The following is a 13,524-nucleotide window of genomic DNA, read 5'->3' as shown; positions in this document are numbered from 1 at the left end:
CCGGTTTGTTACGGGTCTGCTTGGGATTGGGATTCTTCACCCAGCGCGTCACGCTGGCAATTCCCACGCAAAAATGCGCTGCCGCCTGCGCAATGGTAAGTCCTTCCTTCTTACGAACAGACAAAACCTTGCAACGAAATGATGATGGAGAAGTCATCTATGGATCATAATCAATTTATTTGAGCTTTGCGATATCGGTCAAGATAGCGTTGCGCAATTAACAGCAATCAGTTTGATTTCATCTGGATAGAGCGCTTGTTTGCGGATTGGGCATCTATCTATCCTGCAGTTGTTTTCCTTAAATTGTCGATCATGGCAATAATCCTAAAAACCGTTAGAAGCCGTCTGGCAAAACGATTTCCTTTAGAATCAGATATTTTTGATAACAGGCTAAGAGATGGAATACAAAACGGCTATAGATGATGAGGAATGGAACGTGATAAAAAAGAGTTTGTCCAGTCAGCAAACGCGGCAATAGCCACAGACATAGCAAAAGAACCATTGTGAATGCCATTTTGTATATCATTAGAAGCGGCATCCAGTGGCGGCTAATGCCAAACGATTTTCCTTCCTGGCGTACTGTGTACGATCATTTTAGCCGGTGGAACAAGTGGGGTGTCTGGGGAGAAATGCCTGGATTGACTGACAATCTGTCATCGCCAAAAAGTGGGACGTTGTGCCGCGGCAAAAAGCTCAAAGGCCATAAGCGGCATATTGTGGTAGATATTTTCGGCAACTTACTTCATGTCAAAGTCCATGCTGCCAACCTGAGCGATACCAAAAGTGCTTGTGAAGTGCTGGAAGGTGTTGCTGATATAGTCATCGTACTTCAAAATTCGGCATTAATATCTTCTCCCACTGGGAGAAGGTTGGATGAGGGGCTATGAAAACCAAATTTTGAAGTACGATGAGTATAAATACCCTTTACTCAGAGCGTTCTCAGGAGATGCCGGCTATTGAGGCACAGCGATTGGCTTTGCAATTAATGGATTAGGCCTGACCTTGCACATTTCAGAAAAAATCGAAGGTAATGGGGCATTTTGCCGAAGTGGTGGGTGGTCGAACGTACATTCTCCTGGTTAGGCAATTTTCGCCGTTTATCCAAGGACTTCGAAATTCTGCCCGGCACTGCCGAAAATATGATTCGAATCGCCATGATGAAAATAACGCTTGCAAAATGCGTCTAATGTTTTGCCAGACAGCTTCTAATTGGACGTGACGTAGCGTGCGTTTAGCTGGAGGGGGCAAACAAGGTGCGATGAAAGGCTGTTCCCTCATAACAAAGAGTAACGCAGTATTCGCATTTGACGCAACATGTGATGCCACTCTCCTAGTAGCCTCATCATGTGGCTGCAGGAGGGATTTATGCCGCGGCGTTAACTTTTTAACTAAACGGTCCCCACAGTCTCCAGGGTAACACAAACGCAGCGCAGTACAGTACAGATAAGGTAAATACGGTTTGCAGCTACTGCAGCTATTGATGCGGAAACAATTTGGCTGTAATTGAGTAGTGGACTATATCATGTTGGATGCTGTGCAGATGAAGCTATGTTTTTGCACCAAAAGCACTGAAATTTTTTTTGCTGTCATTTTAACTCCTGTATTCCCGATTGATAGTAGATGCTATCTCAACTTTATGCATATATACTTACAAAAAATTCCTAATCTGTCAGGGGTAGATCGAGCGTAACTCAATAAACCACAAGGCAAAAATGGATTTTTTTATGTCAAGAATAAGTTGACAGCACTTTATATCAAATGTAGATTCGCGGGTTTGAACGTCAATCAAATGGAGGAAAAAATTTAAAATGATCTCAACAGTATATGCTGTCACACTTGCGTGTATGGCTTTTATAGCAGCAGTTTTCTTATTTGTTATTGTTAATTCCAAGGAAGTTGAAGCAGATTACCAAGGAGTTATAAAGAAATGGTACGGAGTACGCAGCAAATGGTTTCTTTTCTTGCTTACCCTAGGTATTGCCGTTTCATTCATTTCAACTAATCCGTTCCCAATCCCGGATCAGAAAAAAGATTATCCTGAGAATGGCCATCAGGTTGTAAAGGTAGGAGCTCATCAGTGGTATTGGACAATGGCTCCTGATACCGTGGAAACAGGTAAGCCGGTTGTATTTTATGTTACTGGTGAGGATGTAAATCATGGGTTTGGGATCTATGATGAAAGTCTGACGTTAGTCGGACAAACTCAGGCGATGCCAGGTTATACCAACAAGCTTGTGCACACATTTGACAAACCAGGCAAGTATAAAATTCTCTGCTTGGAGTATTGCGGATTGGCACATCACGCCATGATCACCGAGCTAACAGTAGAAAAAGCAGATCAGCAGTAGTTTATTAAGAACAATTAAGGAGTGGAGAGAACTATGAGTAGTACAGCAGTAGCAAGTGGAAAGGTCGAATATACTGATTCTGAGAACAGGAATGCCTTATTTGCTGTCAAGGCGCACCTGATCGCAGGATTGTCGGTGTTCTTGCTGATGATGCTTGGCGGATTGACTATGCGAGCAGCGCAAGGTACCTGGATTGAAATTGGCGTTGATTTGTTTTATCAAATCATGACTGTTCACGGTGTTGGCGTCGTGGGTGCTGCAATGATAGCCTCAACAGGCGTGCAATGGCATTTCCTACGCAAGTATGTGCGGCTAAGCAACGCCATCTTCTGGACAAATTTCTTCATTTTTCTGACTGGCGTCGTGATGATTCTGGGTTCCATCTTCCTGGGCGGATATGGAGGTGCGTGGACGTTCCTATATCCATTACCTGCGATTTCTATGGGTGCTTGGTCTACTGGTGCCGCAGCAGTTTTCCAGTTAGGATTACTCATTATCGGGGTTGGCTTCCTGATTCTTTACCTGGACTTCGGTCGTGCTATTTTAGCTCGTTATGGTAGTCTGGCCAGGTCGCTCGGACTTACTATGCTCTTTGGTAAAGAGCCGGTCGATCCTGCACATCCGAAAGCTGTCGTAGCTAGTACGATGGTACTGATCGTCAATTTTCTAGGTATAGCAGCAGGAGCAGTGGTATTAGTAATGGGTTTAATCAATCTTTATAACCCAGAATTTCAGCCTGATGCAATGCTGATGAAGAATTTGATTTATTTCTTTGGTCACGTAGTCATCAACGCAACTATTTATGCTTCCGTGATAGCAGTTTACGAATTGCTTCCCCGTTATACCGGACGGCCATGGAAAACGAATAAAGTATTTCTTGCAGCGTGGTTTGCTATCGTATTTATGGTAATGGGTGTTTATCCACATCACCTCCTGATGGATTTCCCAATGCCTGCTTGGGCAATGATTACCGCTCAAGTACTCTCTTTCGGTAGCGGCATACCCGTTCTAGTCGTTACCGGCTATGGCGCGTTGATGCTTGTGTATCGATCAGGAATTAAGTGGAGTACTACAACTAAATTATTGTTTTTATCCATGTTTGGCTGGGCAGCTGGTGTGATCCCAGCTATTCTGGATGCAATGGTTACCATTAATCGGGTATTTCACAATACACTGTGGGTACCAGGACACTTCCACTTCTATTTATTACTCGGATTGCTACCAATGATCATTGGTTTCACTTATCACCTTGCTGGAGAGGGCGACCGGAGCGAACAGCCTAAAGCAACCGATAGCCTTGGATTCTACGCATATTTGATTGGCGCTTTTATGACCTCCATGGTTTTCCTTGCCAGTGGCGCAAATAGTATTCCTCGTCGCTGGGCAGTTCATATGGAAGAATGGGTTACTTTTGCACAAGTAGGCACAATAGCAGCTGCGTTGGTTGTACTGGGAACGTTACTGTTTACTTTACGTGCAATTTTTATTTTACCAGGAGCTGCCAATCCTCGTTAATGCGGTAATTTCTTTTTGTCTAGGAGATTACTAAAGATAGGTAGTAGTACCTAAAATACTGGTAAGATAAATTAGGAATCTAAGGTATTTTAGGTACTTTCATTGAGAGGTATATGGATGAGAACTTTTCTGGCAACGGTTTTCATAGCTATAACGGGGTCTCTTATTCTCTGGGTAAGTACAGATAGGGGGCGTGCATTTACTGTTGAAGAAGCGCGTCGCCTGGATGTGCGTGAGAATCCTCGTTTTGTACCTGAATGGCATCTACAAAACCAGGATTTAGAAACTGTCACAATACAGGATTGGCGCGGGAGTTTCCTTATTGTAGATTTTATTTATACAAGCTGTCCAAGTGTATGTCTGATACTTAGCGGCGGTCTAAAAAGCCTGCAGAAAGATTTTTCTTCAGAATTAGAGAAAAATAATTTACGTCTTTTGAGTATCAGTTTTGACCCAGAGAAAGATACCCCTCAGAGACTCAAAGAACATCTCTCCCACTTCTCTGCCAACTTTAAATACTGGATTGCAGCTCGTCCAGTCAGTTCATCTCAGAAAGAAGCCATCCTTGATTTCTTTAAGGTAATCGTTATCCCCGATGAATATGGCGGTTATACGCATTCTGCAGGCTATCATGTTATTGATCCACAGGGCCGGTTAGTTGCTATTTTTGGTGTGGAGCAGCTTAATGAGCTAAAAGAATATCTAACTCAAGTAGTAAATAAAGAAAATGATCATCAAAGTTAAGCAGGAGTGGTTGCTCTTGACAGCGTTCGTTGTATTGGCTTTACCTCCTATGCAACAATTCCTGGAGCAAAGCATGGTAACGCACATGCTTGTTCAGATCCCAGTATTGGCAATAATAGGATGGATGCTTGGAAAAAAACTGCCTGAGAATTGGAAAAGCAAGATAACACTCTGGAATCGATGGGGAATAACAGGTATGGTGCTTGCTGTCATAATCATGACTTACTGGATGCTGCCACGCGCCCTGGATGCTGCCATATCGGAATGGCATTTCGAGCTGGTAAAATTTGTTACTGTACCGATAATGGGTATCGCGCTTAGTTTAAGCTGGCCATTGCTTCATCCAATCGCACAGGGAGTTCTAAAGCTGGAATTTTGGGCTACTTTTATGCGTCTGGGCTGGTTATATCTAGATCTACCAGATCGCCTTTGTGCAAATTATTTACTGGGTGACCAACGTATTCTGGGGCAACTGCTTTTATTAGGTGGAAGTGCTTGGGCTGTCGCCTGGACGTTACGCGTTATGTTCGGAACCAGGATCGTTAAAACTTGAATGCGCGCGGTAGAAGTATATTAAATACATTACCGCGCTATTCTGTTTTATGCACTATGTGTGCGGTACCACAACACTGAATTAAATACTACTGCTCCAAGAATATTGCCTATCGTTACTGGAATTTGATTCCATAGCCACCATTGTGAAATGGTCACATCTGCACCGGATAGTATTCCCACTGGGAAGACGAACATATTCACAACAGCATGCTCAAAACCAAGCGCAAAGAAGGTTGCAATCGGTAACCAGATCAGCATCACTTTGCCAGGTACACTTCGCGATGCTTTCGCAAAAACTGGTCCGAGGCTGACTAGCCAGTTACATAACACTCCCATACCAATAGCCGCAAACCAGCCAGTCATGCCATATTCGGAATAAGAGGCTTTCTTTTCAGCGAGTTTAGCTAGTGTAGTCAATACACCAGGAATTTCTCCTGCACCTCCCTTTGTCAAGGCAAACCAAAGTAACCAAGCGAAGAAAATACCACCAACCAGATTGGCTATGAATGTCCATGTCCAGTTACTTATCACACTTAATAATTTGATTCGCCCAGCAAGTAAAGCCATGGGCATAACGGAGAAACTACCGGTCGCCATTTCAAGACCGAGTATTGCCAGCATGATATAGCCAACTGGGAAAAGAAGGCCAGCGGCGGCTGTCGGCCATCCTTGAGATACCAGCAATGCGGAGAGAGCTGTGGCATAGGCAAGAAATGGTGTACACAAAAATCCCCGCACCAATATTTGGGAAACGTTAAATTTACTTTTCTTGACTGCATCTTCAACAAGGTCACGCCCCATCTGCAAAGGTGGGACGCTATCGATGAAGGTTGAATCACCTGCTTTAGGCGGGATTGCGCTACCACCAGCTGACATGGTTTCTACGACTACACTGGATTGAATAGCTTGTTCGATTGGGCTGATCGAAGGTTGTTCGGATTCTTTCATTTTTTCTCTTAGATAGCGTTAATCAAGGAAATACTGACTGTTATACTATGCGATTAAGTGCATAATAGGCAAGGATTCTGCCACATCTTAGGGTAAGCGGCAAGCAAACAGCTTGACCGTTTAATCATTTAAGTCACTGAAAGAGCAAGATCAAATTCGTAGAAAATGATAGGGGCAAGAGTGAAATGTTGACTTCATTGATTCAGGTGATAGGAGAACGCCTTGATTGGTTATTTGCAAGCCGGTTATGTTTTATAGTTTGAAGTTTGATGTGTTGCGTATTGGCTAGCTGTATCCAAATGCCTGCGTTCTTAATGGCTGGAAAAATACGGTTGCAGAGATGCCTGTGTTTTTTCATGATTTCATAGCTGAATATTCTCGCTCCAATGGCAATGATTAGCTCGAATGGCTTGTAATGTTATAATGTATTATTTTTAAATACATATATTTCATGCCGGTTCCTCATCTAACAACTGCGCTATGCGGCCCAATTCTCGAACTGGAAAAACGTGTCCTTGAAGCAATGCCTGCTATTGAACATTGGTTGCGTGGTAAATGGCAACAACATACCGTTCCTTTTTATTGTTCTGTAGATTTGCGCAATAGCGGATTTAAACTTGCACCGGTTGATACCAATCTTTTTCCTGGTGGATTCAATAATCTCAATCCAGCATTTTTACCGCTATGCGTTCAAGCCATGATGGCTGCTGTTGAGAAAATTTGCCCTGATGCACATAGCATATTGCTTATACCGGAAAATCATACTCGTAATATTTTTTATTTGCAGAACGTTGCTATACTGCAAGGCATTATGCGGCATGCAGGTATGCATGTTCGCGTTGGTTCCCTCTTACCGGAGATTATTAGTGCGACGACGATTCATCTGCCGGATGGAAATACTCTTACATTGGAGCCGATACAGCGCAAGAATAATAGGCTGTCTGTAGCAAATTTTGAACCTTGTGCCGTTCTACTTAACAATGATCTTTCGAGCGGTATACCAGAGATTCTGAAGGATCTTGATCAGATCGTCATTCCCCCTCTAAGCGCGGGTTGGTCAACGCGTCGAAAATCTCAGCATTTTTCTATGTACGACAGTGTGGCTCAAGAATTCGCAGAATTAATCGGAATCGATTCATGGTTAATTAATCCCTATTTTAGTTCTTGCGGTAAAATTGATTTTCGTGAGAAAAAAGGGGAGGATTGTGTTGCTGCTGCAGTTGATGAGATATTGAAGGATCTGCAGGAAAAATACACTCAATATGGCGTTAAAGAAAAGCCTTTTGTTATTGTGAAAGCCGATTCTGGTACTTATGGTATGGGTATTATGACTGTTAAAGATAGTGAGGATGTCTATAAGCTGAACCGTAAGCAGCGCAATAAAATGGCAATCGTCAAAGAAGGTTTGTCAGTTTCGCACGTATTGGTACAAGAAGGAGTGTATACTTTTGAGAGCATCAATCACGCGGTTGCTGAACCTGTTATTTACATGATTGATCGCTATGTAGTAGGAGGGTTTTATCGCGTCCATACCGGGAAAGGAATTGATGAAAATTTGAATGCCCCAGGTATGCATTTTGTACCCTTAGCTTTTGATACTTCTTGTGTGTTACCTGACCATGCCGCTCTTCCAGATTCTACGCCCAACCGATTCTATGCCTATGGTGTAGTAGCACGGCTTGCATTACTAGCGGCTGCACTAGAATTAGAACGCCACATAACAGTGTTTCCTCACCAAACCCTAGAAGCATTGCAATCGTAGTATCAATGAAACTTGCTTTTATACTAGATCAACTTGACTCGATTAAAATTGACAAAGACTCCAGCTTTGCCATGATGCGTGAAGCTGCTGCTCGTGGCCATCAATTATTTGTCATGCAGCAGGGAGATCTTGTCTGGAAAGATAAGTTAATGACTGGCTTTTCCCGTAAATTGACACTAACAAATCAAAAGGACCAAAAAAAGGGCTGGTATCAGTATCAGGAAGGTCTTGCAAAAGCAATACCGCTTCAAGAGTTTGATGCGGTATTAATGCGCAAGGATCCGCCATTTGATGTGGAATATGTATATAGCACTTATTTATTGGAACTCGCAGAGCAGCAAGGTGCATTTGTTGTTAATAATCCAAGAAGTATCAGGGATCACAATGAAAAGCTTGCCATTGCAAAATTTGATCGATTTATTCCGCCTACGTTAGTGACCAGGCAAGAACTTTTAATTCGAGAGTTTCTTGATGAGCATGAGGATATTGTCTTAAAGCCACTTGATGGTATGGGGGGGGCTAGTGTGTTTCGTGTTCATAGCACTGATCATAATATCAGCGTTATTCTTGAAATGCTTACTCATTACAGCACTCGCACTATCATGGCGCAGCGTTTTTTACCTGAGATTAGCCAAGGCGACAAGCGCATTTTACTCATTGCTGGGGAGCCTGTTCCTTTTGCACTTGCTCGTAAACCTAAGCCAGGCGAAACACGGGGCAATCTTGCTGCTGGCGGTATTGGCATTGCTCAGCCATTATCTGAACGCGATCATGAGATCGCAAACGCATTAGGTCCGCAATTATATAAACAGGGATTGATGCTTGTGGGACTTGATGTCATCGGTGACTCATTGACTGAAATCAATGTTACCAGTCCAACCGGAATGCAAGAAATTACCAACCAGACTGGTTTTAATGTGGCAGGAATGATGATTGATGCACTTGAAAGGTGTGTGCGTGACCGGCTTAACGGGTGAGAAAATTACTCATTAAATTGGTAGCAGCCTCATGTCATATCTACTGCATTTTTTATGACTTTAGGTTATGCCACGATCCAGGCAATTATCAAATGGAGAATACTAATTCTGCTCCGCCTGAAGAATTTTTTGCTCAAGCATTGCGATCAGCGCCGGAAAACCATCTCGCTTCAAGACTGCATTGTATTCGGCCCGCTTTAAGGCAAGATCACTGACACCGTCTATCAGAATATTTATAATGCGCCAGCCTTCTTCTTTACTTTGACGTAATACATAATCAAAATTTATAGGATTGCTATCTGCCTGAATGAACTTGCTTCGTACTAATACCTGATCTCGCGGTAAAGAGCGTTGTTCTATAATTTCAAAACGCTGCCCTTCATAGTGATTGAATCTTTCAGCATAAGTCGCAATACTGAGTTTGCGGAAAGTTTCGGTAATCTTTTGTTGTTGTTCTTCGTCTAGTTTGTTCCAGTTAGCGCCCAATATCGAACGTATGATGGTATCGATATCATGCGAACGTGTGATGACAGGTGTCAGAAGCTCTAGACGCCCGTGATAACCCAATTTATCACCTTTCTGCATTGCCTGAATGAATGATTCTTGTAATCCATGAATGACATATTCTGGCGTGCCAGATTGGAAATTTTGAGCGCTGACTACGGCAGTCAATGGAAGTAAAATTAATGTAATAAAGGCATATTTAATGATTTTAAATTCAAGCAGAGATCTCATATCGACGATTTTTCCATTGAGCACGCTCACCACGCCAGAAACGGAATGCTGAAGTCCATGTCATCAGTAAAAACAAAGTACCGATAATAGGAAGTGCGAATATCCAGAGTAAGGAGCGCTGGTAATAACGTAAAAGCGGAGCATAAACAATGGCCATGGCAATCCACGTTAGCGTGCCAATAATCATTACAATAGTGCCGAGAGGAAATAATAATGGAATTAACGGAGCAAACCAGAACATGCTTGCCATTACCATTGTGCAAATAAAAAGCAATAAAAAAGAGTAGTGTAATTGTGTGTAGGCTGTTCGTGCTACCATATTCCAGATTGTTTTGATGTCATTGTAACTGCGATGAGAACGTGCAGAATGACTAAGTCCAATCCAAGTTTGCAACCCCGCATGCTTGATATGAGATGCTAACGTGCAGTCATCAATTAATGCATCATGTAGGTTGGCAAATGCACCTATTGTACGCAAGGCATTGGTTTCTACTAGAATACATCCGCCTGCTGCGGCAGCAATTCTCGATCCAGGCTTATTCGCAAGCTGAAAAGGGTAAAGCAATTTAAAGAAAAATACAAAGGCCGGCATTAATAGTCGTTCAATAAAACGGTGAAGACAGGGCTCTGCCATCAAAGATACAAGTGCTAGATTTTCTTCGCGTGCCTTTTTTAGCAAGGCGGCGACAATGCCTTGAGTGAGTGTGATGTCTGCATCCAGTAGCAACGTGTAAGGTGTATCAACTTTACTTAATCCTTGCTCCAATGCCCATAACTTTCCACTCCAACCCAGTGGTGGGGTTGTGCCTGAAAGCACTGTTGCCCCGCAACTTTTGGCTTGTGCAGCAGTATCATCATCTGACTGATCATCTATAACGATGACTTTTAGGTTTAAGTCTTGTGCACTCAGTGCATTTAATGTCTGCTTAATGAGTGGCCCTTCATTACGCGCTGGAATCAGCACTGTAATACTATCTAAAGGTACATTCTCATGACTTACTGACTCTAAAGATTCTAGTGTATTCCATGGTCGCCAAGGGACGAGCACGATTATCCACCAAAGAAAAGTACCTGCCAAAGCTAGAAAATATGTTGCAAGCTCTATCATCGTGTCGTGTTATCTAACTTAAAATTCTTTGAATTAATTCAAAGCAAAAGATACTGCACTTGCTGTCTTTCACTACTTTGCGTAACTAAAGCCAGGAGAAATATCATGTTATCTATCAGAGCGAGTTAGATTACTTGATGAAGGGGTCGGAGTACTCGTTTTTTGTTCAACCACTACGGGTATTGGAAACTCCTTCTGTGAGGTATTGGCATTTGAGGTAGTCAAGCTTTTTTGTGAAGGATCAGGCGCCAGGGGACCATCAGTACGTGGACCACGAAGACTTACACGCATTGCTTTAAGGGGATGAGCAAATGTATCGTTGATCGCGGTCGGCTCGAATCCGCAGTGAGCCATACAATTAGCACACTTGGGATTATTGCCTACACCGTATTTATCCCAATTTGTTTCTTCCATTAGCTCACGAAAGCTGGATGCATAACCTTCATCTACCAGTAAATAACAAGGCTTCTGCCAACCAAATAGATTGCGTGTGGGATTGCCCCATGCAGTGCATTGATAATTTTGATTGCCAGCAAGAAAATCTAGGTAAAGACTTGAATGATTGAATCTCCATGGTTGTTTTCTTTTTTTTCCTTCTTGGAAGATTGAGCGAAATAGACGCTTGCTGACTGATCGTTGCAAAAAAACATCCTGTCGTGGAGCATGTTCATAACTGAATCCTGGAGATACATTGATTCCTTCTACCCCTAACTCAGTTGCAGTATCAAAAAACTCTGCAACTTCTTCTGCCGTTTCATTCTGGAAGAGTGTGCAGTTTACCGTAACCCTGAAGCCGCGTTTGAGTGCTTCCTGAATAACTGGGATCACCTTATCGTAAACACCTTCCCGACAGACTGATGTGTCATGTCGTTCTTTATTGCCATCAAGATGTATAGAAAAAGTGAAATATGGTGAGGGGCGATAATCATCCATTCGATCTTCTAATAACAATGCATTGGTACACAAATAGACGAATTTTTTTCTTTTGATGATACCCGCTACAATTTGAGGCATTTCTTTATGAATGAGTGGCTCTCCACCAGCAATTGAAACTACGGGAGCGCCGCATTCATCAACGGCAGCTAGACAATCTTGCACGCTCAGTCGGCGTCGTAAAGTTTCATCTGGATAATCAATCTTGCCACAGCCAGCGCAAGCCAGATTACATTGAAACAAAGGCTCTAACATTAGTACTAAAGGATAACGTTTATTACCTTGAATTTTCTGCTTCAATATATAGCTGCCTACACGGTATTTTTGTAAAAAAGGAATGCCCATTTAATTTTCTCCGTTACTTTTTAGTACTAATTTTGTTGTTTATCTGACGATAACATAGGAATTGTTAGTATGTTCACAGATCAGTCAGAATTGTTCTGGTTAGTGTAATTGCAATGCCGCTCCTCTTTTCATGAAAAGAAAAAGCCTCAACTCAATGTAAATTAATTAAAAATGTTCTGAAATAAGAACGATATCCTACTTGTTATTATTCTGCTCAGTATCGCTATGCTAGCATGTATATTTTATAAACCAAAGCAGCGATTCTGGAAAAGGAATGGTTATGCTCTTAATTCTTAAATTTACATAAAAATCCAGAAAAATATTTTAAATAAGGAAGCTTCTTTCTGGATGGGAAGTTAAGGAGGTATGCATTCTATGCTGGTTCTTGAGAAAATTCTAAAGATTGTATCAGTCCTTGCTGCCTTTCCTAAGATTTGCTCGATTCAGCTGAACTGACGATGAGTATGGCCGATGAAAGACACGGACTGGAAAATAAATTTTTGCAATGAGCTAATTTTCTACTTCTGACGTAGAGAGCATCAAGTTAATTTGCGGCTACTCTTTTCCGGTCTGTTCCAGAAACATATTTCCTAGTGTAACGCCCCACACAATTATTTATTTATAAACCTTATTATTTTGGCTTTAACTACTCAGATAATCTCAAAACGTATTGATTTTTAATATTTGTTTACTGCTAAATATTTGTCTGAGAAGTTGCGCTAGTATAAGTCTGCTAATAAGAAATCTTAAGTCTTTGCAGCGTCTCTTTGGTTAACTGACCTATTGCAAGATTGTTTTGTTTTTGAAAGCTCTTCAATGCGGCCATGGTTCTAGGCCCATTTACACCATCAATTGCTCCAGGATTAAATCCGGCATCAACAAGAGCTTGCTGAACTTCACGAATTAACTCGGAGTTTGCTTCGACAACTTTGCTTAAATCCTCCAACTCTTGAATTTTCTGTTCTGATTCTATTGCTGATAATTGAGTTTCAGTTATTGATTCTGGGATAGGGTTTTCAGATATAGAGCTATCAAATTCAGAGCTATCAGATTCCTTATTTTGCCAGTCTAAATGCTTCTGCTCCCTGCTTCCAGTTGTAGATGCCGAAATAGGATTTTCAGATTCATATAATTCACTAAGCATGATATCCAAAGCTTGATCGAATGATTCTATTGTTTCTTGAACATTTTGATTATTTTCTTCTGAAAGGGATTCTGCTATGTCTATGGTAGATTCAGCGATCAAATCAAGCTCTGTCACCTGTGCATCTTTCTGAATAGGCTTTATTGCTATTTCTTGATTCTGTGTAGCTGCGACTTCAGCTTGATCACTACATCCTAGTAACCCGGTCACAAACAATAAAAAAATGCTTGTTGCTAATTGATTAACAGTCATTAATTTCATCCTTGCAACCTCCTTGTGAATATCTTAGAGTCTGTTCAAAGTCTTTGCAGTAACAACGCCAAGAAAGCAAGATGGACGAACTGTAGGCTGGTGTTGAGTTTACGTTCACAATTTTTCCACAGCCGCCGGCATTTTTCCAACCATGCGAA

At 41.9% G+C, this 13,524-nt stretch carries 12 protein-coding genes and 2 pseudogenes; 8 read left to right on the top strand and 6 right to left on the bottom strand.

What is annotated here, in order from left to right; translation table 11 throughout:
- Window positions 1–473: 473 nt before the first annotated feature.
- The 6 genes and pseudogenes from J5I83_RS11380 to J5I83_RS11355 form a co-directional block, all read left to right on the top strand.
- Window positions 474–887, top strand: a pseudogene (locus J5I83_RS11380) (transposase); the annotation flags it as partial.
- 153 nt (window positions 888–1,040) lie between these two features.
- Window positions 1,041–1,187 (top strand): transposase, encoded by a 147-nt coding sequence (locus J5I83_RS11375; protein WP_304056126.1) that lies wholly within the window; start codon window positions 1,041–1,043, stop codon window positions 1,185–1,187.
- Window positions 1,188–1,808: 621 nt separating this feature from the next.
- Window positions 1,809–2,348, top strand: a complete 540-nt coding sequence (locus J5I83_RS11370; RefSeq protein ID WP_304056124.1) for a cytochrome C oxidase subunit II — start codon at window positions 1,809–1,811, stop codon at window positions 2,346–2,348.
- Between the two features lie 33 nt (window positions 2,349–2,381).
- Window positions 2,382–3,863: a cbb3-type cytochrome c oxidase subunit I gene (locus tag J5I83_RS11365; RefSeq protein WP_304056123.1), complete on the top strand. Its 1,482-nt coding sequence runs from the start codon at window positions 2,382–2,384 to the stop codon at window positions 3,861–3,863.
- 117 nt (window positions 3,864–3,980) lie between these two features.
- Window positions 3,981–4,607, top strand: coding sequence for an SCO family protein (locus J5I83_RS11360; protein WP_304056122.1), 627 nt, complete (start codon window positions 3,981–3,983; stop codon window positions 4,605–4,607).
- Window positions 4,591–5,160: a hypothetical protein gene (locus tag J5I83_RS11355; RefSeq protein WP_304056121.1), complete on the top strand. Its 570-nt coding sequence runs from the start codon at window positions 4,591–4,593 to the stop codon at window positions 5,158–5,160. The genes J5I83_RS11360 and J5I83_RS11355 overlap by 17 nt, the downstream gene beginning before the upstream one ends.
- Window positions 5,161–5,207: 47 nt before the next feature.
- On the opposite strand, the gene J5I83_RS11350 is transcribed toward J5I83_RS11355, so the two are convergent.
- A complete protein-coding gene (locus tag J5I83_RS11350; RefSeq protein ID WP_304056119.1) occupies window positions 5,208–6,110 on the bottom strand; it encodes a formate/nitrite transporter family protein in 903 nt (300 codons plus the stop codon).
- A gap of 451 nt (window positions 6,111–6,561) precedes the next feature.
- On the opposite strand from J5I83_RS11350, the gene gshA reads away from it, so the two are divergent.
- Both gshA and gshB read left to right on the top strand, forming a co-directional pair.
- Complete coding sequence (gene gshA / locus J5I83_RS11345) at window positions 6,562–7,872, top strand: glutamate--cysteine ligase (RefSeq protein ID WP_304056118.1); 1,311 nt, start codon at window positions 6,562–6,564, stop codon at window positions 7,870–7,872.
- 5 nt (window positions 7,873–7,877) lie between these two features.
- Window positions 7,878–8,849: a glutathione synthase gene (gshB, locus tag J5I83_RS11340; RefSeq protein ID WP_304056116.1), complete on the top strand. Its 972-nt coding sequence runs from the start codon at window positions 7,878–7,880 to the stop codon at window positions 8,847–8,849.
- Between the two features lie 102 nt (window positions 8,850–8,951).
- Here the strand turns inward: gshB and J5I83_RS11335 are convergent, their stop codons facing one another.
- The 5 genes and pseudogenes from J5I83_RS11335 to J5I83_RS11315 all read right to left on the bottom strand — a co-directional run.
- Complete coding sequence (locus J5I83_RS11335) at window positions 8,952–9,584, bottom strand: HpnM family protein (protein ID WP_304056115.1); 633 nt, start codon at window positions 9,582–9,584, stop codon at window positions 8,952–8,954.
- On the bottom strand, window positions 9,568–10,692 hold the full coding sequence (locus J5I83_RS11330) for a glycosyltransferase (protein WP_304056114.1): 1,125 nt from the start codon (window positions 10,690–10,692) through the stop codon (window positions 9,568–9,570). Before J5I83_RS11330 ends, J5I83_RS11335 begins: the two co-directional genes overlap by 17 nt.
- 108 nt (window positions 10,693–10,800) lie before the next feature.
- The gene (hpnH, locus tag J5I83_RS11325) at window positions 10,801–11,970 is read right to left on the bottom strand and encodes an adenosyl-hopene transferase HpnH (protein ID WP_304056112.1); all 1,170 of its coding nucleotides are present in this window, start codon (window positions 11,968–11,970) and stop codon (window positions 10,801–10,803) included.
- Between the two features lie 733 nt (window positions 11,971–12,703).
- A complete protein-coding gene (locus J5I83_RS11320; RefSeq protein ID WP_304056111.1) occupies window positions 12,704–13,375 on the bottom strand; it encodes a peptidoglycan-binding domain-containing protein in 672 nt (223 codons plus the stop codon).
- 35 nt (window positions 13,376–13,410) lie between these two features.
- A pseudogene (locus tag J5I83_RS11315) lies at window positions 13,411–13,524 on the bottom strand (IS5/IS1182 family transposase); the annotation flags it as partial.

This window comes from Nitrosomonas communis, assembly GCF_024102715.1.
Lineage (GTDB): Bacteria > Pseudomonadota > Gammaproteobacteria > Burkholderiales > Nitrosomonadaceae > Nitrosomonas > Nitrosomonas communis_B.
Note: the sequence above shows the minus strand (reverse complement) of the source record. Positions and strands in the feature narration are given on the sequence as shown.